The organism is Bradyrhizobium sp. PMVTL-01 (assembly GCF_051861855.1).
In the GTDB taxonomy this organism is placed as follows: Bacteria; Pseudomonadota; Alphaproteobacteria; order Rhizobiales; family Xanthobacteraceae; genus Bradyrhizobium.
The window spans coordinates 1,188,201-1,214,433 of sequence record NZ_CP193982.1 but is presented as its reverse complement, the minus strand read 5'-3'; the positions used below and the strand labels follow the sequence as shown (position 1 = coordinate 1,214,433).

Annotated in this window: 25 protein-coding genes; 6 read left to right on the top strand and 19 right to left on the bottom strand. The window is 65.6% G+C overall.

The window, feature by feature from the left end:
* Positions 1 to 202: 202 nt before the first annotated feature.
* The 9 genes from ACRQ5Q_RS05745 to ACRQ5Q_RS05705 all read right to left on the bottom strand — a co-directional run bounded on the left by ACRQ5Q_RS05745 (position 203) and on the right by ACRQ5Q_RS05705 (position 8,400).
* A complete protein-coding gene (locus ACRQ5Q_RS05745; protein WP_439371034.1) occupies positions 203 to 1,375 on the bottom strand; it encodes a phosphoserine transaminase in 1,173 nt (390 codons plus the stop codon).
* A 78-nt stretch (positions 1,376 to 1,453) separates the two neighbouring features.
* Complete coding sequence (locus ACRQ5Q_RS05740; protein WP_439371035.1) at positions 1,454 to 1,660, bottom strand: hypothetical protein; 207 nt, start codon at positions 1,658 to 1,660, stop codon at positions 1,454 to 1,456.
* A 157-nt stretch (positions 1,661 to 1,817) separates the two neighbouring features.
* Positions 1,818 to 2,282: a GNAT family N-acetyltransferase gene (locus tag ACRQ5Q_RS05735; protein ID WP_439371036.1), complete on the bottom strand. Its 465-nt coding sequence runs from the start codon at positions 2,280 to 2,282 to the stop codon at positions 1,818 to 1,820.
* A gap of 28 nt (positions 2,283 to 2,310) precedes the next feature.
* On the bottom strand, positions 2,311 to 2,901 hold the full coding sequence (locus ACRQ5Q_RS05730) for a glutathione S-transferase family protein (protein ID WP_439371038.1): 591 nt from the start codon (positions 2,899 to 2,901) through the stop codon (positions 2,311 to 2,313).
* A gap of 77 nt (positions 2,902 to 2,978) precedes the next feature.
* A complete protein-coding gene (locus ACRQ5Q_RS05725; RefSeq protein WP_439371040.1) occupies positions 2,979 to 3,866 on the bottom strand; it encodes an outer membrane protein in 888 nt (295 codons plus the stop codon).
* 170 nt (positions 3,867 to 4,036) lie between these two features.
* On the bottom strand, positions 4,037 to 4,867 hold the full coding sequence (locus ACRQ5Q_RS05720) for an outer membrane protein (RefSeq protein ID WP_439371042.1): 831 nt from the start codon (positions 4,865 to 4,867) through the stop codon (positions 4,037 to 4,039).
* Between the two features lie 228 nt (positions 4,868 to 5,095).
* Complete coding sequence (locus ACRQ5Q_RS05715; RefSeq protein ID WP_439396419.1) at positions 5,096 to 6,397, bottom strand: MFS transporter; 1,302 nt, start codon at positions 6,395 to 6,397, stop codon at positions 5,096 to 5,098.
* Positions 6,398 to 6,665: 268 nt separating this feature from the next.
* Positions 6,666 to 8,009 carry a phosphoglucosamine mutase gene (gene glmM / locus ACRQ5Q_RS05710; RefSeq protein WP_439371044.1) on the bottom strand — a complete coding sequence of 448 codons (1,344 nt, stop codon included), beginning with the start codon at positions 8,007 to 8,009 and terminating at the stop codon, positions 6,666 to 6,668.
* Positions 8,010 to 8,232: 223 nt separating this feature from the next.
* Entirely contained in the window at positions 8,233 to 8,400 is a 168-nt protein-coding gene (locus ACRQ5Q_RS05705) for a hypothetical protein (protein WP_439396417.1), read from the bottom strand.
* 104 nt (positions 8,401 to 8,504) lie between these two features.
* On the opposite strand from ACRQ5Q_RS05705, the gene ACRQ5Q_RS05700 reads away from it, so the two are divergent.
* Positions 8,505 to 9,641, top strand: a complete 1,137-nt coding sequence (locus ACRQ5Q_RS05700) for an alpha-hydroxy acid oxidase (RefSeq protein ID WP_439396415.1) — start codon at positions 8,505 to 8,507, stop codon at positions 9,639 to 9,641.
* A gap of 144 nt (positions 9,642 to 9,785) precedes the next feature.
* Here ACRQ5Q_RS05700 and ACRQ5Q_RS05695 read toward each other — a convergent pair whose 3' ends face one another.
* From ACRQ5Q_RS05695 to ACRQ5Q_RS05665, 7 genes are all read right to left on the bottom strand, one after another.
* Entirely contained in the window at positions 9,786 to 10,412 is a 627-nt protein-coding gene (locus tag ACRQ5Q_RS05695; RefSeq protein WP_439396413.1) for a hypothetical protein, read from the bottom strand.
* Positions 10,413 to 10,477: 65 nt separating this feature from the next.
* Positions 10,478 to 11,311: a shikimate dehydrogenase gene (locus ACRQ5Q_RS05690; protein ID WP_439371049.1), complete on the bottom strand. Its 834-nt coding sequence runs from the start codon at positions 11,309 to 11,311 to the stop codon at positions 10,478 to 10,480.
* Between the two features lie 130 nt (positions 11,312 to 11,441).
* Complete coding sequence (locus tag ACRQ5Q_RS05685) at positions 11,442 to 13,184, bottom strand: SulP family inorganic anion transporter (RefSeq protein ID WP_439371050.1); 1,743 nt, start codon at positions 13,182 to 13,184, stop codon at positions 11,442 to 11,444.
* A 114-nt stretch (positions 13,185 to 13,298) separates the two neighbouring features.
* On the bottom strand, positions 13,299 to 13,568 hold the full coding sequence (locus ACRQ5Q_RS05680; protein ID WP_439396412.1) for a helix-turn-helix domain-containing protein: 270 nt from the start codon (positions 13,566 to 13,568) through the stop codon (positions 13,299 to 13,301).
* Between the two features lie 313 nt (positions 13,569 to 13,881).
* Positions 13,882 to 15,930, bottom strand: a complete 2,049-nt coding sequence (locus ACRQ5Q_RS05675) for an elongation factor G (protein ID WP_439396410.1) — start codon at positions 15,928 to 15,930, stop codon at positions 13,882 to 13,884.
* Positions 15,931 to 16,119: 189 nt separating this feature from the next.
* Positions 16,120 to 16,602, bottom strand: a complete 483-nt coding sequence (locus ACRQ5Q_RS05670) for a DUF992 domain-containing protein (RefSeq protein WP_439371055.1) — start codon at positions 16,600 to 16,602, stop codon at positions 16,120 to 16,122.
* A 420-nt stretch (positions 16,603 to 17,022) separates the two neighbouring features.
* Positions 17,023 to 18,225 (bottom strand): pyridoxal phosphate-dependent aminotransferase, encoded by a 1,203-nt coding sequence (locus ACRQ5Q_RS05665; RefSeq protein WP_439396408.1) that lies wholly within the window; start codon positions 18,223 to 18,225, stop codon positions 17,023 to 17,025.
* Between the two features lie 543 nt (positions 18,226 to 18,768).
* Between ACRQ5Q_RS05665 and ACRQ5Q_RS05660 the strand changes: the two genes are divergently transcribed.
* The 5 genes from ACRQ5Q_RS05660 (at position 18,769) to ACRQ5Q_RS05640 (ending at position 22,834) form a co-directional block, all read left to right on the top strand.
* Positions 18,769 to 19,419, top strand: coding sequence for a glutathione S-transferase family protein (locus ACRQ5Q_RS05660; protein WP_439396406.1), 651 nt, complete (start codon positions 18,769 to 18,771; stop codon positions 19,417 to 19,419).
* Between the two features lie 244 nt (positions 19,420 to 19,663).
* A complete protein-coding gene (locus ACRQ5Q_RS05655; protein WP_439371060.1) occupies positions 19,664 to 19,840 on the top strand; it encodes a hypothetical protein in 177 nt (58 codons plus the stop codon).
* Positions 19,841 to 20,198: 358 nt separating this feature from the next.
* Positions 20,199 to 21,005, top strand: a complete 807-nt coding sequence (locus ACRQ5Q_RS05650) for a PAS-domain containing protein (RefSeq protein WP_439396404.1) — start codon at positions 20,199 to 20,201, stop codon at positions 21,003 to 21,005.
* Between the two features lie 178 nt (positions 21,006 to 21,183).
* A complete protein-coding gene (locus tag ACRQ5Q_RS05645; RefSeq protein WP_439371063.1) occupies positions 21,184 to 21,639 on the top strand; it encodes a GNAT family N-acetyltransferase in 456 nt (151 codons plus the stop codon).
* Between the two features lie 253 nt (positions 21,640 to 21,892).
* Positions 21,893 to 22,834 carry an aldo/keto reductase gene (locus ACRQ5Q_RS05640; RefSeq protein WP_439396403.1) on the top strand — a complete coding sequence of 314 codons (942 nt, stop codon included), beginning with the start codon at positions 21,893 to 21,895 and terminating at the stop codon, positions 22,832 to 22,834.
* 16 nt (positions 22,835 to 22,850) lie between these two features.
* Here ACRQ5Q_RS05640 and ACRQ5Q_RS05635 read toward each other — a convergent pair whose 3' ends face one another.
* From ACRQ5Q_RS05635 to ACRQ5Q_RS05625, 3 genes are all read right to left on the bottom strand, one after another.
* A complete protein-coding gene (locus tag ACRQ5Q_RS05635) occupies positions 22,851 to 23,174 on the bottom strand; it encodes an antibiotic biosynthesis monooxygenase family protein (protein ID WP_439371067.1) in 324 nt (107 codons plus the stop codon).
* Between the two features lie 271 nt (positions 23,175 to 23,445).
* Positions 23,446 to 24,663: a DUF1501 domain-containing protein gene (locus ACRQ5Q_RS05630; protein WP_439371069.1), complete on the bottom strand. Its 1,218-nt coding sequence runs from the start codon at positions 24,661 to 24,663 to the stop codon at positions 23,446 to 23,448.
* Positions 24,664 to 24,665: 2 nt separating this feature from the next.
* Positions 24,666 to 26,225, bottom strand: a complete 1,560-nt coding sequence (locus ACRQ5Q_RS05625; protein WP_439396401.1) for a DUF1800 domain-containing protein — start codon at positions 26,223 to 26,225, stop codon at positions 24,666 to 24,668.
* Between the last annotated feature and the right edge of the window lie 8 nt (positions 26,226 to 26,233).

Here is a 26,233-nt window from a genome sequence, read left to right as displayed (position 1 = left end):
ATGTGTCCTCTGCCTTCCTCAAAGAAGGGGCTTAGACCGGATTGGATGAATGTCTCGGAGCACTTCTCCCTCTCCCTGTTCTTACGGGGAGAGGGTTGGGGTCAGGGGCAGCCGCGGGCGAAGGCGCAAATGGAGAGAGCCCCTCACCCGGATCGCTGCGCGATCCGACCTCTCCCCGCAAGAGCGGGGAGAGGTGAAAACATCAGGCCGCCTTGGCGAGCTGCGCCTTGGCCTCGGCGAAGGCCCAGTCGATCCACTGCGTCAGCAGCTCGACGTCCTTTGCTTCCACCGTGGCGCCGCACCAGATGCGCAGGCCCGCCGGTGCGTCGCGGTAATAGGCGAAGTCGTAGCCGGCGCCTTCCTTCTCGACCAGCGCCACCAGCTTCTTGCTGAACTCGGCCTGCGCGTCGTCGGAGAGCGAGGTGATCGCGGGATCGGTGAACTTCAGGCACACCGAGGTGTTGGAGCGGATCGAAGCGTCCTTGGCGAGGAAGTCGATCCACGGCGTCTTCGCCTTCCAGTCGGCGAGCACCTTAGTGTTGGCGTCCGCACGCGCGATCAGCGCCTTGAGGCCGCCGATCGACTTCGCCCAGTTCAGCGCATCGAGATAATCCTCGACGCACAGCATCGACGGCGTGTTGATGGTCTCGCCGACGAAGATGCCTTCGTTCAGCTTGCCGCCCTTGGTCATGCGGAAGATCTTCGGCAGCGGCCAGGCCGGCTTGTAGGTCTCGAGCCTCTCCACCGCGCGGGGCGACAGGATCAGCATGCCGTGCGCGGCCTCGCCGCCGAGCGCCTTCTGCCAGGAGAAGGTGACGACGTCGAGCTTGGGCCAGTCGAGCGGCTGCGCAAAAGCTGCCGAGGTCGCATCGCAGATGGTCAGGCCTTCGCGGGTCGCACTGATCCAGTCGGCGTTCGGCACGCGGACGCCCGAGGTGGTGCCGTTCCAGGTGAAGACGACGTCGCTCTTGGGATCGACCTTGGAGAGGTCGGGAATCTCACCGTACGCCGCGTTGAGCTTGGTGACTTCCTTGAGCTTCAATTCCTTGACGATGTCGCTGACCCAGCCCTCGCCGAAGGATTCCCAGGCGAGCGTGGTGACGGGGCGCGCACCCAGCAGCGACCACAGCGCCATCTCGACCGCGCCCGTGTCGGAGGCGGGCACGATGCCGATGCGATAATCGGCGGGCACTTCAAGCACTTCGCGCGTCAGATCGATCGCGAGCTTGAGCTTGGTCTTGCCGACCTTCGCGCGATGCGAGCGGCCGAGGGCTGCGTCCTTGAGATTTTGGGCGTTCCAGCCGGGGCGCTTGGCGCAGGGGCCGGAGGAGAAATGCGGCACGGTCGGCCGCGAAGCGGGCTTCGCTACAGTCATGTCTACCCTTCCAGATAGTGAGCCTCCCGTTGGGGGGAGGTGTCCCGCCGCGGCTGATACGGGAAACGGGCAGAGTCGTCAAGAAAGTTCGGGCGTCTCACGCCGGAGTGAAGGCGCCTCGGGGGCGATTTCCGGGGCTTCGACCACAGTGAGCGCATTCAGCAAGTCCGTGGCATCGCTGATCAATTGCGCCGCGCGGCGGCGGCTGCTGACTTTCAAAATGCATTTGTCGTTGGCCTGCACAACGTAGTCGTTGCCGACCTTGATCATGGAATAGCTTGTCATCGAAATCCCCGAACTGACCGAGCCCGGTTTCCGACGCTCCGTAGCACCGTTCGTTCCTGCTTCCACGTGAACGAAGGAGGGGTAGTTTATCAGCTCTTAAGATGAACGAACGCGCAATCCGAATTTGCAGATGGCGCAACGGCCAAGCGGTGTTGCGTCAAAAGCGGACAGTCATGCCGACATGACTCGCAGCAAATCCCAGCCGCTTGTAGAAGCGCTGCGCATCGACGCGCGTCTGATGCGTCAGCAGCTCGACCAGATTGCAGCCGCGCGCCTTTGCCTCCGTCACGGCCCATTGCACCAGCTGCTCGCCGATGCCGCGGCTGCGACAATCAGTGGCAACGCGCACGTCCTCGAGCAGACCGCGGATGCCGCCTTGCGAGCTGATGCCTGAGAGCACAGCGAGTTGCAGGCAGCCCACCACCCTGCCCTCGCTTTCGGCAACGACGAGCGTCAGATTCGGATCACGCTCGACCCGTTCGAAAGCCGCGTAGTAGGACGCAGGCAGCGGATCCTCCACGCGCTCGCGAGCGCGCCCGAGATGATCATCGGCGAGCATCGCCACGATCGCCGGCACGTCCTCGCGGCGCGCGGGACGGATCGAGATGGACTTGTCGTTCATACGTAAACTCCAATAACCCGGCGCGGGCTCAGCGCGCCGGCGGCAAGCCGAGAAAGGCCTCGGCGTCGCCGATCCAGCGGCGGATGGCCGCATGGCGACCGAGGTCGAAACCGCCTTCATGCGCGAGGCGGGTATAGGCGAGCAGCGAGACATCGGCGAGCGATACCGCATCGCCGGCGAAGAAGCGGCTCGTGGCGAGATGCTGCTCCATGCGGTCGAGCGCCGCATAGCCGCGCTTGACCTTTTCAGGATCGAGCTCGGAAGCGTCCTTGCCGAGATAGACGATGAGGAAGCGGCACACCGCGATATAGGGCTCGTGGCTGTACTGCTCCCAGAACAGCCATTCGTCCATCTTCGCCGCAGCAAAGGCATCGCGCGGAATGAGGACGCTGTCGCGGGCGAGATAGCGGATGATGGCGTTGGACTGCGCCAGCGTGCGGCCATCGTCGAAGGCGACGGTCGGCACCTGGCCGGTGCCATTCATCTTGAGGAATTGCGGCGTGCGCGTCTCGCCCTTGCGGGTGTCGATCTCGATCCACTGATAGGGCACCGCGAGCTTGTCGCAGACCCACTTCACCTTGAGACAATTGCCGGAATTGCTGTCGCCGTAGATCTTCATCGCTGCCGCCCCGCCGCGCTGAGCGACAGAGCATCAGGACGAAGGGAAGCTGTCAACCGGCGAGACGTGCAACCGCGTCAAAACTTGTAGCCGAGGCCGAGGCGCGCGTTGTTCAGCGTCACCTGCGTGTTCATCACGGGAGAGAATCTCACATATTCATATTCGACGCGCGCGAACAGGCCATCCCAGATGCAGTATTCGAGACCGAGACCGGCAGTCCAGCCCACCGCGAAAGTATTGGTTCTGTGCTGCGACTGGGTCTGCGATTGTGCCGGAACGGGGTTCGTCGGGCCGATGATCGTGATGACATTGCCGAAGGCGTCCGTGACGGTCGAGTCTTGCCGCAAGGTCACGTTGCTCGTGACCGTGCGGGACACGTCCATGCGTCCGACGGCGGCTCCGGCGAACATGTAGGGCATGAAGCCGCCGCCGTCCCAGCCCATGCGCCCGCGCAAGGTGATCATGTCCTTGACCTGCGCCGCAGCGGTACCGGTCAGTGTCACCCCATAGTTGTTGGTGACGCCCGGGGGGCGCGTTTCGCCGGCCGGGTTGACGATCATGAGCGAGTTCGAGCCCGACGTCGACGTCGCGAGATTGTTGAAGTAGCTGTAGGTGCCCTCGAGACTGAGGATGGCGTCATACCATTGCCAGTTGCGGCCGATGAAGCCGCCGAAATTGACGCCTTGCGTGTTGGTCTTGTTCATCAGCGACCACGTCGACGTCGGCTGCTGAAGAACGCTGTCGCGGAAGATGTAGTTGGTCAGGCCGACGACGCTCTGGCTGAAATCGCTGGCGTCGCTGGTGTAGCCGGCGTTGCCGCCGACGTAGAAGCCGTCCCAGTTGCGAGACGTCTTCGACAGGCCGTCGGTGAAGCCGCCGCGCAGGACCGGCAGATCCGGCATATCGGCCGCGTGTGCGGCAGACACCGTCCCCAACATCGCTGCCGCCAACAAAAGCCTCCGCATCGCAACGCTCCAAATCGGACTCGAACTGTCGCCATGATCATGGCTCGTTAACCTTAACCAATGGTTGCGTCCGGCGGCTTCGCCGCCGTCGGGCCATGAAAAATCCGCAAAGCAAAACGGCGCGGGATGATCCCGCGCCGTCAAGAGACGTTAAGCGATGAGCTCGAGGATCAGCCCCTGGTGACGAGCGGCGCCGGCGCGTAGGCCGGCGGGCTGTTGAGATCCCAGCGCACGCCGAGCTTCAGATCGTGCGAGGTGAGCTCCTTGATCTTGATCGAGGTCGGACCGGAGGCACTGTTGTCGAACAGGCGGAAGTTGCCGGGCGCGGCATCGCCGAGGTTCATGTAGCTGTAGGCCAGTTCGACGGTGAACCCGGGATTGACCTTGTAGGCAAGGCCGGCGTGGGCGGCCCAGGCGAGGTTCCACTTTCCGTTGTCTGCGAAGTAAGCGACGCTGTTGTTGAGCAACGGGCTGTACGACACGCCGTCGTCGCGGAAGCCGCTGATCTTGTTGTAGGAGCCGCCCACGCCGGCGCCGATGAACGGGGTGATGCACCACCAGGTGCCGAGATCGACATAGGCATTCGCCATGACGACCCACTCGGACTTGCTGCCGGCGTAATTGTTGGCGCCGACGAAGCCGGGTCCAACGACGTTGTCGCCGCCATGCAGATTGGCCTTGCCCCGGTACTGGCCGATCACGTCGGCGCGGAACCAGTTGTTGAAGCGATAGCCGACGCCGAGATCGAACAGCGGCGAGGAGTCGAAGCCGAGGCCCTCCGTCGTCTTCGTAAACCCGGCGGGCAGAGAGGCCTCGATGCGCTCTGCGCGCTGGTTGGTCATGCCGATGTCGCCGCGGAGGTACCAGCCGCCGAAGTCGGCGGGCGGAGCCGGCGGCGCGTACATCGGAGGCGGCGCCGCGATCGGCATATCGGCGGCAAACGCCATCGACGAGATCAGGGTTGCCGCACCCGCGGCAAGGAGAGACTTAACGCTACGCATTGGCTTCGTCCTTATGGCCGGTGAGGCAAATGCAGACGCCCCACGTTCTGGAAACTCACGACCCGGACGATGGCAGCAAATGTTTAAGCGCCACTTAACCCTAATTTTTAAGGTTGATTTTTTCCCTACTCACACGCGGACGCGGCGCGAGCGTTGCAGAATTGCAAGCCTTGCCGCCTCGCAATTGCTAACGATGCATGAAGCCGGAATGCAGCGAAGAACGGTTTGTTAACGCGCGTGCTGCGGAAGTTTCGGCAGGAACACCGCAAGCAGTCCGATTGCCGGCAAATAAGCGCAGACCTGGTAGACGAACTCGATCGAGGTGTGGTCGGCCAGCTTGCCGAGCACGGCGGCGCCAAGGCCGCCGATACCGAAGGCGACCCCGAAGAACACGCCGGAGATCATGCCGAAGCGGTGCGGCACCAGCTCCTGCGCGAACACGATGATCGACGACGTCGTCGAGGAGATGATCAGGCCGATGATGACCGACAGCACCGCGCTGGCGTAGAGCCCGGCATAGGGCAGCGCCAGCGTGAACGGCAGCGCGCCCAGGATCGAGATCCAGATCACGATCTTGCGGCCGAAGCGATCTCCCAAGGGGCCGCCGAAGAACGCGCCGACCGCATTCGCCGCCAGGAAGATGAAGAGATAGATTTGCGCCGCCTGCGTCGACACGCCGAACCGGTCGATCAGGTAGAAGATGTAGTAGCTCGACAGGCTGGAGACGTAGAGCTGCTTCGAGAACAGCAGCGCCACGAGCACGAGAAGTGCAACGGCAACACGGCGCGAGCTCGGCCCTCCGGGGTGGGTGTGGACGGGCGCGGCCTTTTTGGTCGTGATCTGCGGTGCGTACCAGCGTCCGATGCGCCAGAGGATGAGAATGGCGAGGAACGCGATCGACGAGAACCAGGCGATGCTGCCCTGCCCGAACGGCACCACGATCAGCGCGGCCAGCACCGGCCCCATCGCCGTGCCGAAGCTGCCGCCGAGCTGGAACACCGATTGCGCAAACCCGTAGCGGCCGCCGGAGGCGAGCCGCGCGATGCGCGCGGATTCCGGATGAAACACCGCCGAGCCGAGGCCGACCAGCGCGGCGGCGACGAGGATGACGAGATATTGGTGCGCGGCGCTGAGCAGCAGCAGGCCGAAGAAGGTCGAGGCCATGCCGATCGACAGCGAATAAGGCTGCGCCTTCTTGTCGGTGTAGTGCCCGACCACCGGCTGCAGCAGCGAGGCCGTGAACTGGAAGGCCAGCGTGATCATGCCGATCTGCGCGAAATCGAGCGCGTAGGTGTCCTTCAGGATCGGATACACCGAGGCGATCAGCGACTGCATGGTATCGTTGAGGAAGTGCGAGAAGCTGATGCCGGCAAGCACGACATAGGCCGGCCCTGCGGCCGACTTGGCAGCAGACTTGGCAGCAGACTTGGCAGCAGACTTGGCAGCAGACTTGGCAGCCGCGGACGCAACATCGCTGACGACGACGGGCTCGGTCAGTGTTTCCTCTGAGACGACGACAGGCTTGTTCAATCGAGCGATCCCGGCGCGGCAGATTGCCGCGATCTGCTGATTACGATGCAGGTGGCGTCGAAACCACCGCCAATCGCAAATGGCTGGGATGCGTCTCTTACCCTCCCCCTTGTGGCCCTTGGGGGAGAGGGTGGCTCGCCGCGCAGCGGCGAGACGGGTGAGGGGTTTCTCTCCGCCTGTAAGCCTCTCATGATTGAGCGCGCGGAGACAACTCATCCGGCGCTTCGCGCCACCTTCTCCCAGAAGGAAGGAAAAGGAAGCGGCGCGCTTACGCCGCGGCTTGGCCCAGCGCGGAGACGATGGTGTCGACGACGTCCTCGACCAGACGGCGGTCCTCGCCCTCGCCCATGACGCGGATCACCGGCTCGGTGCCGGAGGAGCGGATCAGGAGGCGACCGTGGCCGTTGAGGCGCTTCTCGCCGTCGGAGATCGCCGACTTGACGTCGGAATCATCGAGCGGCTTGCCGCCCTTGTGGCGGACGTTCTTGAGGATCTGCGGCAGCGGATCGAAGCGATGGCAGACTTCCGACACCGGCCGCCGCAGCTTCTGCACCACGGCCAGCACCTGCAGGGCGGCGACAAAACCGTCGCCGGTGGTGGCGTAGTCGGACAGGATGATGTGGCCGGACTGCTCGCCGCCGAGATTGTAGCCGCCGTTCAGCATCTGCTCGAGCACGTAGCGGTCGCCCACCGGCGTGCGCACGAGATCGAGCCCCTGCCCCTTGAGGAAGCGCTCGAGGCCGAGATTGGACATCACGGTGGCGACGATGCCGGGACGCGAGAGGCGGCCGTCTTCCTTCCAGCTCTGCGCGATCACCGCCAGCAGCTGGTCGCCGTCGACGACATGGCCCCGCTCGTCGACCAGGATGACGCGATCCGCGTCACCATCCAACGCGATGCCGATGTCGGCGCGCATCTCGCGCACCTTCTTCGACAGCGCCTCCGGCGAGGTCGAGCCGCAATCCTTGTTGATGTTGAAACCGTCGGGCTCGACGCCGATCGGCACGACGTCGGCGCCAAGCTCCCAGAGCGCTTCGGGCACCACCTTGTAGGCGGCGCCGTTGGCGCAATCGATCACGACGCGCAGGCCCTCGAGCGAGAGATCGCGCGGCAGCGTGCGCTTGGCGAATTCGATGTAGCGGTCATGCACGCCGTCGATACGGCGGGCGCGGCCGAGGCTTGCGCTCTGTGCGAGACGCTTGTCGAGGGATTCGTCGAGCAGCTGCTCGATCTGCCGCTCGACGTCGTCGGAGAGCTTGAAACCCTGCGGGCCGAACAGCTTGATGCCGTTGTCCTCGAACAGGTTGTGCGAGGCCGAGATCATCACGCCGAGATCGGCGCGCATCGACTTGGTCAGCATCGCGACCGCCGGCGTCGGCATTGGCCCGACCAGCAGCACGTCCATGCCGACCGAGGTGAAGCCCGCGACCATCGCGTATTCGATCATGTAGCCGGACAGGCGGGTGTCCTTGCCGATCACCACCCGGTGGCGGTGGTCACCGCGCTGAAACGCAAGGCCTGCCGCCTGGCCGACCTTGAGCGCGAGCTCCGGCGTGATCAGTCCGTTGGCGCGGCCCCGAATCCCGTCCGTGCCGAAATATTTGCGACTCATATGGTCCCCCGAGCAACAACCAGGGATCCCCTCTACAACCACGGGCTGCCCGAACGGGACCCGCATCCCCTGATCTGCTGAGGGGTCTTATAAAGCCATCGCGGCTAACTTGGCTTCAAAAAATATGATGAATCATTACGGAACCGGCGCCGCGACCGCCTCGGTAACACATTGTTAACACTGCAGTTCCGATGTGACCAGCGGAAAGCTGGCGGAACTCACCCTAGTCCGCGCGCTTCACATGGCCGTCGCCGCGGCTCGGCGCCGGCTGGGTCACGTTGACGGGATCGGAGCCCGGAAAGGTCTCTTCCAGCCCCTCCTCCAGCGCGTCCTCGAGATCCTGCTTCTCCTTGATCTCTTGGGGCGAAGGTCTCGCGTGCGGCTTCGTCATGGCGGCCTCTTCTCAAACGATTTGGCTGTGGATCCAACCATGCTAGATGATCCCTCGACCTTCCTATGCAAGACTCTTGGGTAAAGACGGGTCGGGAAACGTTCATGAAGCACATCACGTGTATCGACGATCTTCGCGCGCTGCATAAGCGCCGCGTGCCGAAGGCCTTCTTCGAGTATTGCGACCGCGGCTCCTATGCCGAGGAGACGCTGCGCGCCAACCGAGAGGACATGCAGGCCATCAAGTTCCGCCAGCGCATCCTGGTCGACGTCTCCAAGCGCGACACCTCGACCACGATCCTCGGCGAGCCCTCGACCATGCCGCTGATCCTTGCGCCCGTCGGCCTGCTCGGCATGCAGCATGGCGACGGCGAAATCTACGCCTGCCGCGCCGCGCAGGCCGCCGGTATCCCGTTCACGCAATCCACGATGTCGATCTGCTCGATCGAGGACATCGCTGCCAATGTCGAGAAGCCGTTCTGGTTCCAGCTCTACGTGATGAAGGACCGCGGTTTCATCAAGGACCTGATCCAGCGCGCCGCCGCAGCCAGGTGCAGCGCACTCGTGCTCACCGTCGACCTGCAGGTGATCGGCCAGCGCCACGCCGACATCAAGAACGGCATGACGGTGCCGCCGGAATGGTCGCTGTCGAAGCTCCTGGATTTCGCCAGCAAGCCCGCCTGGGTCTCCGGCGTGCTGCGAGGCAAGCGCCGCACCTTCGGCAACATCGCCGGCCACGTGAAGAACACCGAGGACCTCAACCGTCTCGCCGAGTGGACGGCCTCGCAGTTCGACACGTCGTTGAACTGGAAGGACGTCGAGTGGGTCCGCAGCATCTGGCCGGGCAAGCTCATCCTCAAGGGCATTCTCGACGTCGAGGACGCCGAGGAAGCCGCCAAGACCGGCGCGCAGGCCCTCGTCGTGTCGAACCATGGCGGTCGTCAGCTCGACGGCGCGCCGTCCTCGATCGAGGTGCTGCCGGAGATCGCGGACGCGGTCGGCGACAGGATGGAGATCATGTTCGACGGCGGCATCCGCTCCGGCCAGGACGTGATGCGCGCGCTCGCGCTCGGCGCAAAATCCTGCATGATCGGCCGCGCCTATGCCTATGGCCTCGGTGCCGGCGGCCAGGCCGGCGTCGCCAAGGCGATCGAGATCATCCAGAAGGAGCTGCTCACCACCATGGGCCTGTGCGGCGTCAACCGGATCGACGAGATCGACGATCACGTGATTGCGGTGTGAGGCCCCCTAACCTCTCCCCGTAAGAACGGGGCGAGGGAGCGAGAAGGCGAGGCGCCCCTCACACCCTCACATCGGCGGCGTGATCCCATCCCGCCCCACATTCACCCGGTTCGCTTCCAGCGAGCCGATTCCCTGGCGAGATCATCACATCGGCGGTGTCAGGCCCTCGCGGCCGACGCTGACGCGGTTGGTCTCGAACGAGCCGTCCGGCAGCTGCTTCATGGAGGCGATCACCTTGGCGCCGGGCTTAAGCTCGCCCTTGTCGCCGGGCACGAAGGTCACCGCCGGCGTGTCGTCCGGGACGAACACCTTCTTCTCGCCGTCCTTGTACTTGACCAGGAGCGTATGGCCGTCATTGCCGACCACGCTCTCCGCGACGGTCGCATTGGTCATGCTGGAATTCGGCTTGAGGTCGTAGGGCCGCGAGCCTTCGCCGGTGCCGCGCATGCTTTCGGGAAACACGTGGACCTCGACCGCGTTCTGGCCGCCGTCCGGTCCCGGCACGGTGGTGGCGCCGACGAAGGATCCGACCTTGATGTCGGCGAGTGAAATTTTTGCAATTCCCGACACGCTGACGTCAGGGGCGATGCGCAGCTTGACGTCCTCGCCGCTGCGCGACTTGACCTGCATGGTGTCGCCGTTGACACTCTCGATCGTGCCGCGCACGCGCGTCGGCACCGGCGCCTTCTGCGCGACGGCCACGAGCGTCGAGACGGTTACCATGGCGACGGCGACGAGCGGGCGTATCAAGGTTGTACGTTGAATAGTCATGACGGTCTCCGATTGTCCCACGGGGATAGAACTCCGGAGATGGTGTGCTATTCGCCGTTACCCTCTCAAGTCTTTGTGAGATCTGCCTCGACCAGTGCGCGCAGCTCGGCCGTGACCTGCGGCCGCCGGCCGAACCACAGCTCGAAGCCGTGCACCGCCTGGTGCAGCAGCATGCCGAGCCCGTCGGCGGTCTTCAGGCCGCGCGCTTTCGCGGCGGCCAGCAGCGGCGTCACCAGCGGCACGTAGACGAGATCGGCGATGACGGCTTCTTGCGGCAGGCGCGACACGTCGACGTCGAGCGACGGCTGGCCATGCATGCCGAGCGAGGTCGTGTTCACGAGAAGTTTTGCACGGGGCAGCACGTCGCCGATCGCGTCCCACGTCACGGGATGCACGCTCGCACCGAACTGTCCTGCAAGCGTCGCGGCCCGCCCGATGGTGCGGTTGGCGAGATGGATGCGCTTGATCCCGCGCTCGCGCAGCCCGAACACGACCGCGCGCGCGGCGCCGCCGGCGCCGAGCACGAGCGCCTCTTCCGCCTTTTCCCAGCCGGGCGCGCTGGCGTCGAGATTGTTGATGAAACCTTCGACGTCGGTATTGGTGGAACGCAGCTCACCCTCGGTAAACCACAGCGTGTTGGCCGCGCCGACGGCCCGCGCGCGCGCATCGGGTGTCGACAGCGCCAGCACGGCTTCCTTGTGCGGGATGGTGACGTTGGCACCGACGAAGCCGCGCAGCGACAGCCGCAGCACGAAATCGCGCAGATCCTCGGGCGGAACCGCCTCGATGACGTAGCCACCTTCGATGCCGAGCGTACGCAGCCAGTAACGATGGATCAGCGGCGAGCGCGAATGCGCAGCCGGCCATCCGATCAGACAGGCTGCGGGAGCCTTGGTCACGGTCGTCCTTCCCCTCGGTGGTTTCCGCGACGATCCATTTCGCGTCCCGCGGGCGCTGTCAAGCGCGCGGGAGACGCAGCGTGACGCCGCGGCAGGCGTCGATCAAACCGCCCGGCGGACGTGCGCGCGGTCAGCCCGCCGCAGCCTCGTCGGCCGCTCGGCTCTTGATGTCGGCGACGGCGCGCTCGAGGCTCGTGCGATAGCGCGCGCGCGGCGGCGTCACGCCATGGGTGAGCAGGGCGCGGCGGACCGCAGGCGAGGCGCCGGTGATGAACAGGCGGATGCCCTGGCGGTGGGCCTTGGCGGCGACCCGCCCGAGCACGTTCGCCGCCGTCGAATCCAGGAACGGCACCGCGGCGAAATCGACCACGAAGGCCTTGCGCTTGTCGGCGATGCCGTCGAGCACGCCGCCGATCGCCGAGGCCGCGCCGAAGAAGAACGCGCCGGTGATGCGATAGACCAGCACGTCGCGGTCGACCGCGAGCCCGGGATCATAGCGCACGCGCTCGCCATTGCCGTCGTCGGGACGATCGGCGGCGACCAGCGGCGTGCGCTCCTCGATGCCGGTCATCTCCGCCATGCGGTTGATGAACAGCACCGCACCGAGCGCGAAGCCGACCAGGATCCCTTCGGTGAGGTCGCGGAAGATCGTCAGCAGGAAGGTCGCGAGCAGCACCACGGCATCGCCCCAGGAGGAGCGCAGCAGCGTGGCGAATTCCTGCTTCTCGGCCATGGTCCAGGCGACCACCACGAGCACGGCGGCGAGCGCGGCAAGCGGGATGTAGCTGGCGAGCGGGGCAGCGATCAGCATGAACAGCAGCAGGAAGACCGAATGCAGCATGCCCGCCAGCGGCCCGCGCGCGCCGGCGCGGATGTTGGTGGCGGTCCGCGCGATCAGGCCGGTGACGCAGATGCCGCCGAACAGCGCCGAGCCGATATTGGCCGCGCCTTGCGCCACCAGCTCGCAATTGGAGCGGTGGCGGCGCCCGGTCATGCCGTCGGCCACCACCGCCGACAGCAGCGATTCGATTGCCGCGAGCAGCGCAAAGGAGATCGCGTCGGGGAGCACCGCTTTGGCCTTCGCAATCGAGAACGCGGGGAGCGCAGGCGACGGCAATTCGCGCGGAATCCCGCCGAAGCGGCTGCCGATGGTTTCGACCGGCAGCGAGAACGCCGCACATATGACGGCCGCGAACACGACTGCGATCAGGATGCCGGGCCAGGACGGCCGCCAGAGCCGCAAGGCCGCGATGATCGCGATGCTGACGAGCGCGACGACTAGCGCCGACGGGTTGATGGTCTGCAGGCCACCCGCGAGTGCCGTGAGCTTTGGAACGAACTCGCTGGGCTCTTTTCCCGCAAGCGTGATGCCCGAGAGATCGCGGAGCTGGCTCGCAAAGATGATCACGGCGATGCCGGCGGTGAAGCCGACCGTGACGGGATAGGGAATGAACTTGATGTAGGTGCCGACGCGCAACAGCCCGGCCGCGATCAGGAACAGTCCCGCCATCGTGGTGGCGAGGATCACGCCGTCGACGCCGTGCCGCTCCGCGGTCACCGCGACCAGCACGATGAAGGCTCCCGCGGGCCCGCCGATCTGGAAGCGGCTGCCGCCGAGCAGCGACACGATGAAACCGCCGACGACGGCGGTGTAGAGGCCGCGGTCCGGCGTCACACCCGAGGCGATCGCGATCGCCATCGACAGCGGCAGCGCGACGATCGCGACCGTGAGGCCCGCGAACACGTCGGCGCGAAAGTCGGCGACGCCGTAGCCTTCACGCCAGACGGTGACGAGCTTTGGCAGATAGAGTTCGGTGAAGGTCGGCCGGCGAAGCTGGTGCAACCGGTCCGCGTGATCGCCTGTGATGCTCATACCCCGAAGTGCTCCGCTGCCCACAATGCTCCGATGCATCGTGCGGCCGCGTAGCTCGGCGCGACGGTGCGTTAGTTCAGACTGCTCCGGAGCATGGCCCGCAAGATCATGCCCCTACTCGACTCGCCGCGGCGGCCCCGGCTCCTTGAGGCGAACGCCCCGCCCGCCCCTGTCACTGCGCGTCTGCTCGCCGATCAATTCGACGCCGGCCCGGTCGAACGCCTCGACCACCTTGATCAAGGTCTCGACCACACCGCGCACGTTGCCGGTCGACGCCTCCATCCGCTGGATGGTCGGCAGCGACACACCGGCGAGCTCGGCCAGGGTTTTCTGGTCGATGCCGAGCAGCGCGCGGGCCGCCCGCATCTGGAACGAGGTGATCACCTTGGCCTCACGTGTCAGGAGTTATAAGTGATACTTGGAACATATACAATGATGTAAAATACATCATTGAGGGGCAAAGGCAAGGGACTGCCCGTCTGTCTTCCTCCGTCATTGCGAGGAGCTCTTGCGACGAAGCAATCCAGCTTCCCTTCTGGATTGCTTCGCTACGCTCGCAACGACGGCAGGGAGGAGAGCGGGAGAGTCCAACTTTCACCGCACGCGTGGGAGACGGCCCCTCACCCCACCCTCTCCCCGCAAGAACGGGGAGAGGGAGTGAGAGAGGCATGCGTGCCTTATTGCGCGACAGACCGACTCACGCCGCGTGCTGATGCGCGGCGATGATCTGGTCGGCGGCGCGGCCCGTGACTTCGGCCATGTGGTCGAACTGGCGGGTGAAGCTGCCGGCGCCTGCTGTCGCGGAGCGCAGCTCGACGATGAGCTCGCCGATCTCGGCTTCCGGCATCATGGCGCGGACGCAGTCCCAGCCGCTCCAGCCGTCCCGGGTGTCGAAGCCGAGGATCTGGCCGCGCCGCGCCGACAGGATTGCGTTGATCTTGGCGGTGGCATCGGTCGGGCAGACGATCTCGACCACGTGGATCGGCTCCAGCAACACCGGCTGGCATTGCGGCAGGCCTTCGTTGAGCCCGACCCGCGCCGCCGTGCGGAAGGCGAGATCGGAACTATCGACGCTGTGATAGGAGCCGTCGGTCAGCGTCACCTGCACGTCGGTGACGGGGAAGCCGAGCGGACCGCGCGCGAGGCCATCGACGACCCCTTCCTCGACCGCCGGGATGTAGTTGCGCGGCACCGCGCCGCCGACCACCTTCTCGGCGAATTTGAAGCCGTCGCCGCGCGGCAGCGGCTTGATGTCGAGCACGACATCGCCGAACTGGCCGTGGCCGCCGGACTGCTTCTTGTGACGGCCGCGCTGGGTGATCGGCTTGCGGATGGTCTCCTGATAGCCGATCGCGGGCGGATGCGAGGTGACCTTGACGCCGAAGCGATCGCGCAAACGCTCGCTGGCGACGCGCAGGTGCATCTCGCCCTGGCCCCACAGCACGGTGTCGTGGGTCTTGGGGTTCTGCACAATCAGGAGCGAGGGATCCTCCTCGTGCAGCCGCATCAACGCCTGGCCGAGCTTGACGTCGTCCTTGCGGTCGGTGGCCGCGACCGAGATCGCGAGCACCGGCGGCGTCGGTTCGATCGCGATCAGTGCCGCGGGCGCCGTCTTGCCGCTCGAGACCATGTCGCCGGTCTTGACCGGATCGAGCTTGGCCAGCGCCACGGTCTCACCGGCTTCCGCCGAGGCACGCTTGGTGTCGTAGGCGCCGTTGACGGCGAGAATGCCGGAGATGCGCCCCGCGCCGCCGGAGGAGGATTGCAGCGTGGCGCCGTCGTCGAGATGGCCGGCGATGAGACGCGTCAGCGACAGTTTTCCGCCGTGCTGCGAATGCAGCGTCTTGAAGACGTAGCCGAGTGCATCCTTGCTTTCGGGCGCACCGAGACGTCTTGCGGTCTCGGCGATGCCGGGCGCCTCGTGGCGCAGCGCCTTCATCAGACGCAGCACGCCGTTCTCGCGCGCGGCCGCACCGAGCAACACCGGGCAGATCAGCCCTTCGCGCAGTTCGCGGGCGAGATCGTCGAACACGGCATCGCGCGGCGGCTGGATGTCCTCCAGCAGCTGCTCCATCAGCGCGTCGTCGTGGTCGGCGAGCTTCTCCAGCATCGAGAAGCGGGCTTCCTTCTCGCGGTCGAGATCGCCGCCTTCGAGCGCGACCACCTCGGAGGCCTTGTGCTCCCGATAGACGAAGGCGCGCTCCAGCGCGAGATCGACGAAGCCCTCGATCAGCTCGCCCTTCCAGATCGGGATCTGGCGCAGCACCAGCGGCACGCGCGAGGCGGGCTGCAGCATCGCGAGGGTCTCGCGGATGCGCTGGCTGGCGCGGTCGATCTTGTTGAGGAACAGGAAACGCGGGATCTTCAGCTCCTCCAGCTCGCGCAGGATGATCTGAAGCTGCGGCAGCTTCTTCTCGTCGGCCTCGCAGACCACGATGGCGGCATCGACCGCGGGCAGCGCGGCGCGCATGTCGTGGGCAAATTCGACGGAACCGGGACAATCGAGGAAGGTGTAGCTGTCGCCCATGAAACTCGTGGTGGCGGCAGTCAGGCCGACGGTCATCTTGTGATGACGGGCCTCCGGGGTGGCGTCGCCGACAGAAGTTCCGGCGTCGACGCTGCCGGCGCGCGGGATTGCGCCCGTTCGCGCCAATATTGCTTCCAGAAGTGTGGTTTTACCGCTTTGGAAAGGGCCCACCAGCGCGATGCACCGTGGACCTCGGGGACTTCTGACGTCTTGTCCCATTTCGCCGCCTCCTTTGTATGGAGCTCGGCCCGTGATTGGGTCGGCAAACGTAGATGCTCTGCCCGTCCCCGAGATTTGGCAAGCATCAAACGTCGCTGCGGTGCGTCGTCGGTTGGATCGCGATCAGATCGTTGTGATGTTTCACCTCTCCGCGCCGGGGAGAGGTGAAGCAGCACCGCCCCAGGCGTTTTAACGGCCCGGACGGAGTTCCAGGCTTTCGAGGCCGGCGGCGACGTTGAGGCCGACCTGGCCCTGCACGCTGAGCGGCTGGAGCGCGATTGAATTGTTGGAGCCGCCGACCAGCACGTTGCCTCCGACGCCGACGCCGAGCGAGGCGCTGCCCTGCGCGCCGGCGTAATTGCCGGAGAGGTCGCCCGGACCGAGCCGGTCGACCGGCGCGAACACGCCCCACGCCAGCGTGGTCTCCTGCGTGATGCCGATGTCGAGGCCCACTTTCCGGATCGTCGCGACATAGCGGTCTTCAGGCAAGCCGTCGGCGCGCAGCACGCAGCCGAGGTTGGTCACCGATCCCACGATGAAGCCGACGCTGGCGCCGCCGCGGCATTCGAGCACGCCGACCCGGACCATCCGCTGCTGCTGCGCGCCGCTGGTCGCGACGGAGGCAACGAGGCTGGCGGCAGCGAGCCCGGCGAAGATGAACGAACGGCGCATGAAATGTCTCCGGCGATGAGTGTGATGCGAGCAGAGAGAGCGCCCCACCCGTGTTGCGCGATGTCTATGCCACAAGAGCGTTGTGGGTGCCAGATCGGACGTATCTGAAATGAACGCCCGGAGAGAGGCCCCTCACCCCGCCCTCTCCCCGTGAAAACGGGGAGAGGGAGCGAGAGAGCGGCGCGTCCCTCACGACCGACAACAATCAAAACGCGCTAGCGGCCGCGACTTAACTCTCCCGCCTTCTGCGGGGAGAGGTCGGATTGCCCCGGCGATGCGAAGCATCGTCCGGCGCGATCCGGGTGACGGGGCAAGGCACGCTGCTGGCCCAAACAAAAGCCCATCCGACTCCACTCAATCGAAACACGCACAAAAAAGCCCGCCGGAGGCGGGCCTTTCGCGAACTTAGTCGAGACGCGATCAGCGCAGATTGCCGCAGAAGCGCTGAATGCGCTTGCAGGCGTCTTCGAGGTCCGAGGTCTTGGTCGCATAGGAGATGCGGAAGGCCGGGCCGAGGCCGAAGGCCGAACCCTGCACCACCGCGACGCCTTCCGTCTCGAGCAGCTCGGTGACGAACTGCTCGTCGTTCGAGATCACGTTGCCCGAGGGCGCCTTCTTGCCGATCGTGCCGGCGCAGGACGGATAGACGTAGAACGCACCTTCGGGACGCGGGCACTCGATGCCGTTGGCCTGGTTGAGCATGGAGACGACGAGGTCGCGGCGCTCCTTGAACACCTTGTTGTTGGCGGGGATGAAGTCCTGCGGACCGTTCAGCGCTTCCACCGAAGCCCACTGCGCGATCGAGCAGGGGTTCGAGGTCGACTGCGACTGGATGGTCGACATCGCCTTGATGAGCTGGGCAGGGCCGCCGGCATAGCCGATGCGCCAGCCGGTCATGCAATAGGCCTTCGACACGCCGTTCACCGTGAGCGTGCGGTCGTAGAGGCTGGGCTCGACCTGCGCGACCGTGGTGAACTGGAAGTCGTCATAAACGAGGTGCTCGTACATATCGTCGGTCATCACCCACACATGCGGATGCTTGACCAGCACGTCCGTGAGCGCCTTCAGCTCTGCCCTGGTGTAGGCCGCACCGGTCGGGTTCGACGGCGAGCACAGGATCACCCATTTGGTCTTCGGCGTGATCGCGCGCTCGAGGGCCTCGGCCCCGAGCTTGAAGCCGGTCGCGGCGGTGCAGACCACCGGCACCGGCTCGCCGCCGGCGAGCGCCACCATTTCAGGGTAGCTGACCCAATAGGGCGCGGGGATGATCACCTCGTCGCCCGGATTGATGGTCGCCATGAGCGCGTTGTAGAGCACCTGCTTGCCGCCGGTGCCGACGATGATCTGGTTCGGCTTGTAGACGACGCCGTTCTCGCGCTGGAACTTCACGATGATGGCTTCCTTCAGTTCGGGGATGCCGTCGACCGCGGTGTACTTGGTCTTGCCGGCCTCGATGGCGCGGATCGCCGCGAGCTTGATGTTGGCGGGCGTGTCGAAGTCGGGCTCGCCGGCACCGAGGCCGATGACGTTGCGGCCCGCCGCTTTCAGCGCCCGTGCTTTATCCGTGACCGCGATGGTCGCGGACGGCTTCACACGGTCGAGCGCAGCGGCAAGGAAGGACATCGTCATCTCCTGACAAGCGTCGTGAAGCCTTTCGCCTCACGACTCTGATTGTGGGAATGGAGGCACCCTAAAACGTGTGCCGCTGCACCGCAAGAAACTTCGGCCCGATCCCGCAAAAGTTTACGAATTCTGCCGCTTCAAGCCGCGATTTCCCGCAATTTTCCGCAACTTTGCCGCGCAAACCCCTCATATCCGGCAAGGCTTGTCCTCCGAGCAATTTCAGGCCGCTTCGATACCAAGAACCGACCACGACGCTGACGTTTCGCGAACGCCTGGGCCCTCGAGTCGATCGTGAGCGCCCGGCGCGATCACAGCCGCCCAACGTCTCAGCAGTTATGGGCAACGCCGACGCGTTGACGCAGGCGTGATGTCGATTTGCGGCGTCGCGCGGAAATGATCTTCCGCGGCATTGCGGTGCGGTAGGGTTTTCGAGTTTTTCTATTGGCCGGCACTTGCGGCGGATTCGCATCGGCATCATTGTTTAGCCGCGGCGCGTGGGCAGGATGCGCCGCGCTTCCCCGTCCCAGGTTCAGAACTTTCAGAATGTACAAGCTCTATTCGATGCAACGCTCTGGCAACAGCTACAAGGTCCGCCTTGCGCTGGCGCTGTTGAACGTCCCTTACGAAGCGGTCGAGGTGGACATTCTGCGCGGCGAAAGCCGCACGCCGGACTTCCTGTCCAAGAATCCGTCGGGCCAGGTGCCGCTGCTCGAGGTCGGCGAGGACCGCTACCTCGCCGAGTCCAATGCCATCCTCTGGTATGTCGCCGTCGGCACGCCGCTCGCACCGGAGAACCGCATCGACCGCGCCGAGGCGCTGCAATGGATGTTCTTCGAGCAACACGCGCTCGAGCCGAATATCGGCGCCGCCTATTTCTGGCTGTCGCTGGTTAAGGGCGGCCGCGACCTGCAGACCCACGCGCTGGAGGACTGGATGGAGCGCGGCTATGGCGCGCTCCAGGTGATGGAGAACCATCTCAAGACCAGCCCCTATTTCGCCGCCCGCCAGCTCACGGTCGCGGACATCGCGCTGTACGGCTACACCCACCTCGCCGATCGCTGCGACTTCGACCTCCAGGCCTTCCCGGCGATCCGGGACTGGCTGAAGCGCGTCGAGGCCGCCCCCGGCTTCGTGTCGATGGACTGGCGTCCGGCTGATATCGACGACCCCGCCAGCATCGCCGCGGGGGCCTGAAAACCCGGAAGGCCGAACTCGAGGAAGGTGCGCTCCTCTCCCGCAAGCTTGCAAGAGAGGTGCAGCGAATGCGCGGCTCGACTGGTCCGCAACCACTCCGGGCGTTAAGAATAGCGGGTATAGTGTTAACCCCTGCCCCGATCCCGCCATATTCTGCGCCCCGGCCGCCGCAATCTTGCCGGTTCAAATGGTGAAATTGTTCGGCGTCGCGGCTGATTCGCTCGCACGTTGAAGGATTTAGACCATGACTCAGGCGTCCGGCACGGCAGGCTTTCAGAGCCGAACCGATACCGTTTCGTCTTCCCGGCTGACCAATGCGGTCGCGGCCTCGCTCGCCGTCGCCGCGATCTCGCTGTGCCTGATCGTCACCCTGACAGTGCTGTCGACCAAGGCGACCATGGCGATGGGCCTGCCGGTCTGATTCCCGTTTCGTCCTGGACCGCCTTCAAGGTGCCGCGCGGCCCGCGCTGCACGGCATCGACAGGGCGTCGATGAAATCACCTGTGGTCGTCGTGGCAATTACCCTGACCGCGGCCATCCTGGTTGTGCGGCATCGCTGTTGATTTTCACGGGCATGCGCAAGAGCTCGGGCACCTCGACGCTGAACGCGCCGCCGTTGCAGCAGCGCGTCAGGCATTCGCATTTGGTGTAAAATCATCCGAAAGCTTGGCGCGCGCTCGCAAGCCGCCTTTAAGCACACCGCAGGATTCCTCACCGCGCAGGCGCAACAATCGGTCAATGTTGCGGCGTTCCCTCGTTCAGGAGGAACGAGACAGGCCATGCGGTCCGGATGGCGAGCGATTTGCGGTCCGATACTGACGGTAGCGATCACGCTGCTGGCAATCCTGCTCGATCGATCCGTTCAAATTCCCTCGCCTGCGCCGCTGTTCGTCTGCATCGTCGCGCTTGCCGGCGCGCTGGCGGGTTTCGCCTCCGCCATGGCCAGCGCAGTCCTCGCGGTCGCCGGCGCGGCGCTGTTCTTCGCCGGGCATCGCGCCGTGCCCTTCCATGCCAACGCGGACATGGTCGGCCTGCTCGCAGTGACGGCCTTCGGCACCGCAGGCATCACCGGCCTGATGCGCGAGCGGCTGCTCGCTGCCTTCGCCACCGAGCGCCAGAGCCACGCCACCGCCGCGCGGCTGTCGGCCGCACTCGACCAGGTCGACATCGGCATCGTGCTGCTCGACACGGAGACGCGCGCCGAATTCATCAACCGCGCCTTCCGCGATTATTTTGCGGTGCCGGACGACATCGCCGACGGCAAGCCACCCTTCATCGCACTGATGTATCACAGCCGCGACACCGGCGCGTTCGAATTGCCGGAGGACGAGCTCGGCACTTTCATCGCGCAGCGCATGGAGATGGTGCGGGTCGGCGATGCGACGCCGATCAACATCAAATTGCGCAATGGCGAGGTGCTGCGCTTCGTCTGCGCCGCGCTGCCCGACGGTGGGCGCATGCTGAACTACACGCCGGTCACCGACCTCGTGCGCCACACCGATGCGCCGGCGCGTGCCGACTATTACCGCTCGCTGCGCGATCCCACGAACCGCAAGCTGATCCGGTATCTGCGCGCCGCGGAGTGAGTTGGTCGACCGTGCGCCCATCGTATGCGCCGGCGCTCGCGGACACAGCCCCTCACCCCACGGTGAGGGGCCGGGCACATCATTTGCCACGACCGAATGTCCATCCGTCTCGCATGAAAATTGATCGCCTCCCCTTCATCACGTATGAAGGACGCCTCATCGATCGCGGAATTCTCACATGTCGCTCACCATTCGCTCCGTCACGAGGCAGGACTACGATCAATGGCTCCCGCTCTGGGACGGCTACAACGCCTTCTACGGGCGCTCCGGTCCGACTGCGCTTGCGGGCGAGATCACTAAGATGACGTGGCAGCGCTTCTTCGATGCCTATGAGCCGGTGCACGCGCTGGTCGCCGAAAGCGACGGCAAGCTGCTCGGGCTGACGCACTATCTGTTCCATCGCAGCACCACCGCGATCGAGCCGTCCTGCTACCTGCAGGACCTGTTCACGCTGGAAGCCGCGCGCGGCAAGGGCGTCGCCTCGGCGCTGATCCATGGGGTGTATGAGCGGGCCAAGCTGGCGGGCTCGCCACGGGTCTACTGGCAGACCCACGAGACCAACCTCACGGCACAGCGCCTGTACGACCAGGTCGCGGAGCGGTCCGGCTTCATTGTCTATCGCAAGCTGTTCTGATCCACGCGCACCGCCTGTGGGCAACTCGTCCTGTCACCGGCACGTTACACACCGGGACTAGGCTGCAGTTGCGTCTGATCAGGCCCCCCGTCACCGATCAAGCGCCCCAAAGCGGTCCCCGTCAGTCGCCGCGTCTGACAGGGGCCGCATTTCTTTGTCCGCGCTGCCGGCATGGCAGCAGCGCGGCGGGCGGCTTGCTGCTGCGGCGCATACTGGTCAGAATGCCCGCCGCTCATCTCCGACAGGATCTTTCATGGAAATTCGCAATCTCGGCGCCTCCGGACTACGCGTGTCCGCGGTCGGGCTCGGCTGCAACAATTTCGGCCAGCGCACCGACCTCGAGACCTCGCGCAAGGTCATCCATCGCGCGCTCGACCTCGGCATCACGCTGTTCGACACTGCCGACATCTATTCGAACATGGGCGGCTCGGAGACCGTGCTCGGCACCATGCTGGGCGATCGCCGCAAGGACATCGTGCTGGCGACGAAATACGCCAAGCCCATGGCCGAGGATGGCACCAGGCAGGGCGCCTCGCGCCGCTACATCATGGAGGCCGTGGAGGCGAGCCTGAAGCGGCTGAAGACCGATTACATCGATCTCTACCAGCAGCACGACTACGACCCGCTGACCCCGATCGAGGAGAGCCTGCGCGCGCTCGACGATCTCGTCCGCCAGGGCAAGGTCCGCTACATCGGCAATTCGAACTTTCCGGCCTGGCGGATCGCGGAAGCCGAGTACGTCGCACGCGCGATGAATGTCAGCCGCTTCGTCTCGTGCCAGGACGAATATTCCCTGCTCGTACGCGACATCGAGAAGGACCTGCTGCCGGCCGCGACGGAATACAAGCTCGGGCTGTTGCCGTTCTTCCCCCTCGCAAGCGGTCTGTTGACCGGCAAATACAGGAAGGGCGAGGTCGCGCCTGCCGACACCCGCTTCGGCAAGGTGCCGCGGCTGCGCGACCGCTACGTCACGCCGCGCAACGAGGACATCGTCGAGAAGCTCCAGGCCTTTGCGAAAGCGCGCGGCCATTCGATGCTGCAGCTCGCCTTTTCCTGGCTCGCCGCGCGCCCGCAAGTCTCGAGCGTGATTGCCGGTGCGACCCGCGTCGAACAGATCGAGGAGAACGTCAAGGCGATCGCCTGGAGACTCAGCGCCGACGAGATGGCCGAGATCGACAGGATCACCTTGGGCTGAAGTGTAAAGGGCGGCGCTACTTCGCGCCGCGCCCCACCGTCTGCATGACTTCAAAACCCTCGAACTGGGGATGGCCGAGATAAAGCGGCTTGTTGTCGCCGGCGCGGTGATGCGCGGCGCGAAACGCCTCCGACTTGGTCCAGGCCTCGAAGGCCGCGTGGTTGGCCCACACGGTGTGGGAGGCGTAGAGCGTGTGGTCCTCGGCTTCCGGCCCGCGCAGCAGATGGAATTCGACAAAGCCCGGCACGTTGTCCAGATGAGTGTCGCGGGTCAGCCAGACCTGCTCGAAGGCGGACTCGGAGCCCTTGGCGACGCGGAAGCGGTTCATGGCGATGTACATGCGGTGGTCTCTCCTGATCCGGAATTGTAAGGGACGCATCGCCCTCACACTCCCTCGCCGCTCTTGCGGGGAGAGGGTGGGGTGAGGGGCCGTCTCCGCCCATTCGGCGTCGATTGTAGGCGAACTGCGTGGCGCACGCACGGTCAATGTGGGAGTCGGAAACACGGCCCTCTTGGCAACAGTGTGCCCTGCCCCTCAACCGGATCGCGCCGGACGATGCTGCGCATCGCCGGGGCGATCCGACCTCTCCCCGCAGAAGGGCGGGGAGAGGTTATGTAACCAATCCCTTCATCGGCCGCACGCTCGCGCTGTCCGGAAACACCGTCTCCGCCAGCACGCGATCCGACAGGCCGAACTGGTCCTGCAGCACGCCCTTGATCACCGCGCGCAGGTCCGTCGTGGGCTTGAGGTCGCGGGCCTCGTACAAGTTCGCGAGCTTGAGGCCCGGCCAATCCGAGATGACGCGGCCGCCTTTCACGGCGCCGCCGGCGAGCAGCGCGATGGTACCGGTGCCGTGATCGGTGCCGTCGGTGCCATTGATGCGCGCAGTGCGGCCGAACTCGGTGGCGACGACGACGACGGTGTCGCGCCAGCGCTCGCCCAGACCGCTCTCGAATTCGGCGAGCGCGCCGTCGAGACCGCCGAGCAGGAAGGCGAGACGCCCGACAGGGCCGCCCTCATTGGCGTGCGTGTCCCAGCCGTCGAAGGCGAGCGCGGCGATGCGCGGGCCGTCGTCGGCCGCCATCAGCTTGGCCGCGCCCCGGGCCACTTGCCGCATCTGCGCAACCTGATTGCCGCCCTTCGCCTTCATGTCGTCGCCAACAGCGGCCTTGTCGAGCTGAAGGCCTTGCGACAGCGCCGCCGCCAGCGCGGGATCGCGGTGGCGATAGAGCTCGACGAGCCGCATCGCGGTGTCGTCGTCGGCCTGCGGCAGCGCGACCGGCGCCCAGCCCACGGTCGGCGCATTGCCGCGCAGCACCAGCGACGTGGTCGGCCCGACCGCAAGGCCGCTCGACACGCGCTCGCCGCGCGGCAGCGCCTCCAGCGCACGGTTGAGCCAGCCGGACTGCACGCGACCCGGGCCGGCATAGCCGCTTTCGAGCACGTCCTGGCCGTCGAAATGCGAGCGGTCGCGATAGGGCGTCGCCACCGCATGGATCACCGCGGCATGCCGGTCGCGATACATGCGCGCGAACTCCGGCATCGCCGGATGCAGCGCGAAGAACGAGTCGAGCATGATCGCGCGATGTGCGCCATCGGCCGTGAGCGCGATCGAGCCATGCAGGCCGGCGTAGTCGGGGTCACCGAGCGGCGCGACGGTCGAGAGCCCGTCGAGCGCGCCGCGCAGGATCACCACGATCAATCTGGGATCACGTCCGTCGGCGGCGCGCGCGAATTTCGGCAGGTAAGCCCACGCCGCGAACGAGGCGCCGCCGAGCAGGAGCCCGCGGCGCGAGGTGAGGAGCCGGTTCTCGATGCAGTCGATCATCTTCATCTCCTCTGCATTTCCGGCGACATCAGCAGCAGCGCCAGCGCCTGCTGGCGCGACTCCGCGCGTTCGATGGTGCGGCGCGTTTCGATCGAGGCCGCGTCGGCTGCTGCGAACTCCAAGAGGTCGAGCGGATCGATGTTGTTGCCGAGCCGCGCGCCCATCTGGGCGGCGATGTCGAGCCTCAGCTTCATGCCCTCAGGCGCGGCCCAGGCGGCGCTGGTGTCGGGGAAACCGTTGGGCCCTGCCGGCGACCACAGCGGCTGTCCCAGCAGGTTGAGATTGTTCAGATACGCGCCGGGATCCTCGGGCACGCGCGCGAGCAGCCGGCCGCTCGCGACCAGGAAATCGTAAGGGCTGCGCATCTTGGTCAGCGGCGCTTTCCAGGCCTCGTCGGCATCGACCAGCGCCGTCGCAATCGCCTTGAGATCGCCGTCGGTCCTGACGAAGACATCGCGCAGCCGCGCCACGAGCGCGGGCGGGGGCTCATCTGCGACGAAATGGCGGACGAGCTTGGTCGCGATGAAATTCGCGGTCGAGGGATGACGCCCGATGTCGGCGAGCGCAGCCTCGCCCTGCGCAAGGCCGCTCGGCTCATAGGTCTTGCCGAGCAGCATTTGCGGCCCGGGCTGGTGCGCATTGGCGTTGAACACGAACGAGCCGGGTGTGCCGAGCTGCCCTTGCCGACCGGCATAGGTCCAGCCGGTGATGATACGCGCGAGCGAGGTGACGTCCTCCTGCGTGTAGCCACCGCCGACGCCAAGCGTATGCAGCTCCATGATCTCGCGCGCGAGATTTTCGTTCAGCCCGCGCTTGCGGTTCTGCCCGGCGCGCGAGTCAGGGCCGAGCGATTGCTGGTTATCGAGGAAGAACAACATCGCCGGATGCTGCTCGACCGCCTTCAGCATGTCGGCGAAACGGCCGAGCACGTGCGGCCTGATCGCCTCGCGCTCGAACGCACCGGCCCAGATCCGCGCCAGCTCGCCCTTGCTGGCGGAGATGCAGAAATGATTGGACCAGAACACGACGAGACGCTCGGTGAAGCCGCATTCGACCAGCGTCGCGCGCTGCAGGCGCGCCAGCGCCTCGGCGCGAAAGGTCTTCTGGATCACGTTGAGCGGCTGCGGCGCGGGCTTTGCCGCCGGCGGCGTGGCCGCGCTCGGCTGCATCGTTTCCGGCTTCGCCATCGTGTCGGCAGGCTTCGCCTCCGCCATCTGGCCGGCGATCTCGGTCGCGGCTGCATTGAGTGAAAGGTTGCGGCGCAAAGCGGGCTTCTGATCGGCCGGCGCCTGCGGCGGCGTCTCAGCGGCCTTGCCAGTTTCCTTGGCAGCCTCGCGCGCCTGCTTGACCTGCTCCTGATAGGCAAACACCGCCTGCCCGAGCTGCGGCGTCGATTGCAGCCCCGGCGCCTCGAGCAGCACGCCATTGGGACGGGCCAGTTCCGCCTTCACGAAGCCGCGCGGATCGGAGGCCGCGTTGATGAGATCACCCGATGCACCACCGCGGGCACCGAAGCCGAAGCGGTTGAGCGCAACGAGGGCGGCTTGCGAATCGCGTGCCATCGATTTGT

Excerpts from the sequence above, each read along its gene's own strand:
- ACRQ5Q_RS05745 (WP_439371034.1), bottom strand. The coding sequence starts at position 1,375 with ATGACTGTAGCGAAGCCCGCTTCGCGGCCGACCGTGCCGCATTTCTCC.
- ACRQ5Q_RS05740 (WP_439371035.1), bottom strand. The coding sequence starts at position 1,660 with ATGACAAGCTATTCCATGATCAAGGTCGGCAACGACTACGTTGTGCAG.
- ACRQ5Q_RS05735 (WP_439371036.1), bottom strand. The coding sequence starts at position 2,282 with ATGAACGACAAGTCCATCTCGATCCGTCCCGCGCGCCGCGAGGACGTG.
- ACRQ5Q_RS05730 (WP_439371038.1), bottom strand. The coding sequence starts at position 2,901 with ATGAAGATCTACGGCGACAGCAATTCCGGCAATTGTCTCAAGGTGAAG.
- ACRQ5Q_RS05725 (WP_439371040.1), bottom strand. The coding sequence starts at position 3,866 with ATGCGGAGGCTTTTGTTGGCGGCAGCGATGTTGGGGACGGTGTCTGCC.
- ACRQ5Q_RS05720 (WP_439371042.1), bottom strand. The coding sequence starts at position 4,867 with ATGCGTAGCGTTAAGTCTCTCCTTGCCGCGGGTGCGGCAACCCTGATC.
- glmM (WP_439371044.1), bottom strand. The coding sequence starts at position 8,009 with ATGAGTCGCAAATATTTCGGCACGGACGGGATTCGGGGCCGCGCCAAC.
- ACRQ5Q_RS05705 (WP_439396417.1), bottom strand. The coding sequence starts at position 8,400 with ATGACGAAGCCGCACGCGAGACCTTCGCCCCAAGAGATCAAGGAGAAG.
- ACRQ5Q_RS05700 (WP_439396415.1), top strand. The coding sequence starts at position 8,505 with ATGAAGCACATCACGTGTATCGACGATCTTCGCGCGCTGCATAAGCGC.
- ACRQ5Q_RS05695 (WP_439396413.1), bottom strand. The coding sequence starts at position 10,412 with ATGACTATTCAACGTACAACCTTGATACGCCCGCTCGTCGCCGTCGCC.
- ACRQ5Q_RS05685 (WP_439371050.1), bottom strand. The coding sequence starts at position 13,184 with ATGAGCATCACAGGCGATCACGCGGACCGGTTGCACCAGCTTCGCCGG.
- ACRQ5Q_RS05675 (WP_439396410.1), bottom strand. The coding sequence starts at position 15,930 with ATGGGACAAGACGTCAGAAGTCCCCGAGGTCCACGGTGCATCGCGCTG.
- ACRQ5Q_RS05670 (WP_439371055.1), bottom strand. The coding sequence starts at position 16,602 with ATGCGCCGTTCGTTCATCTTCGCCGGGCTCGCTGCCGCCAGCCTCGTT.
- ACRQ5Q_RS05665 (WP_439396408.1), bottom strand. The coding sequence starts at position 18,225 with ATGTCCTTCCTTGCCGCTGCGCTCGACCGTGTGAAGCCGTCCGCGACC.
- ACRQ5Q_RS05660 (WP_439396406.1), top strand. The coding sequence starts at position 18,769 with ATGTACAAGCTCTATTCGATGCAACGCTCTGGCAACAGCTACAAGGTC.
- ACRQ5Q_RS05655 (WP_439371060.1), top strand. The coding sequence starts at position 19,664 with ATGACTCAGGCGTCCGGCACGGCAGGCTTTCAGAGCCGAACCGATACC.
- ACRQ5Q_RS05650 (WP_439396404.1), top strand. The coding sequence starts at position 20,199 with ATGCGGTCCGGATGGCGAGCGATTTGCGGTCCGATACTGACGGTAGCG.
- ACRQ5Q_RS05645 (WP_439371063.1), top strand. The coding sequence starts at position 21,184 with ATGTCGCTCACCATTCGCTCCGTCACGAGGCAGGACTACGATCAATGG.
- ACRQ5Q_RS05640 (WP_439396403.1), top strand. The coding sequence starts at position 21,893 with ATGGAAATTCGCAATCTCGGCGCCTCCGGACTACGCGTGTCCGCGGTC.
- ACRQ5Q_RS05635 (WP_439371067.1), bottom strand. The coding sequence starts at position 23,174 with ATGTACATCGCCATGAACCGCTTCCGCGTCGCCAAGGGCTCCGAGTCC.
- ACRQ5Q_RS05630 (WP_439371069.1), bottom strand. The coding sequence starts at position 24,663 with ATGATCGACTGCATCGAGAACCGGCTCCTCACCTCGCGCCGCGGGCTC.
- ACRQ5Q_RS05625 (WP_439396401.1), bottom strand. The coding sequence starts at position 26,225 with ATGGCACGCGATTCGCAAGCCGCCCTCGTTGCGCTCAACCGCTTCGGC.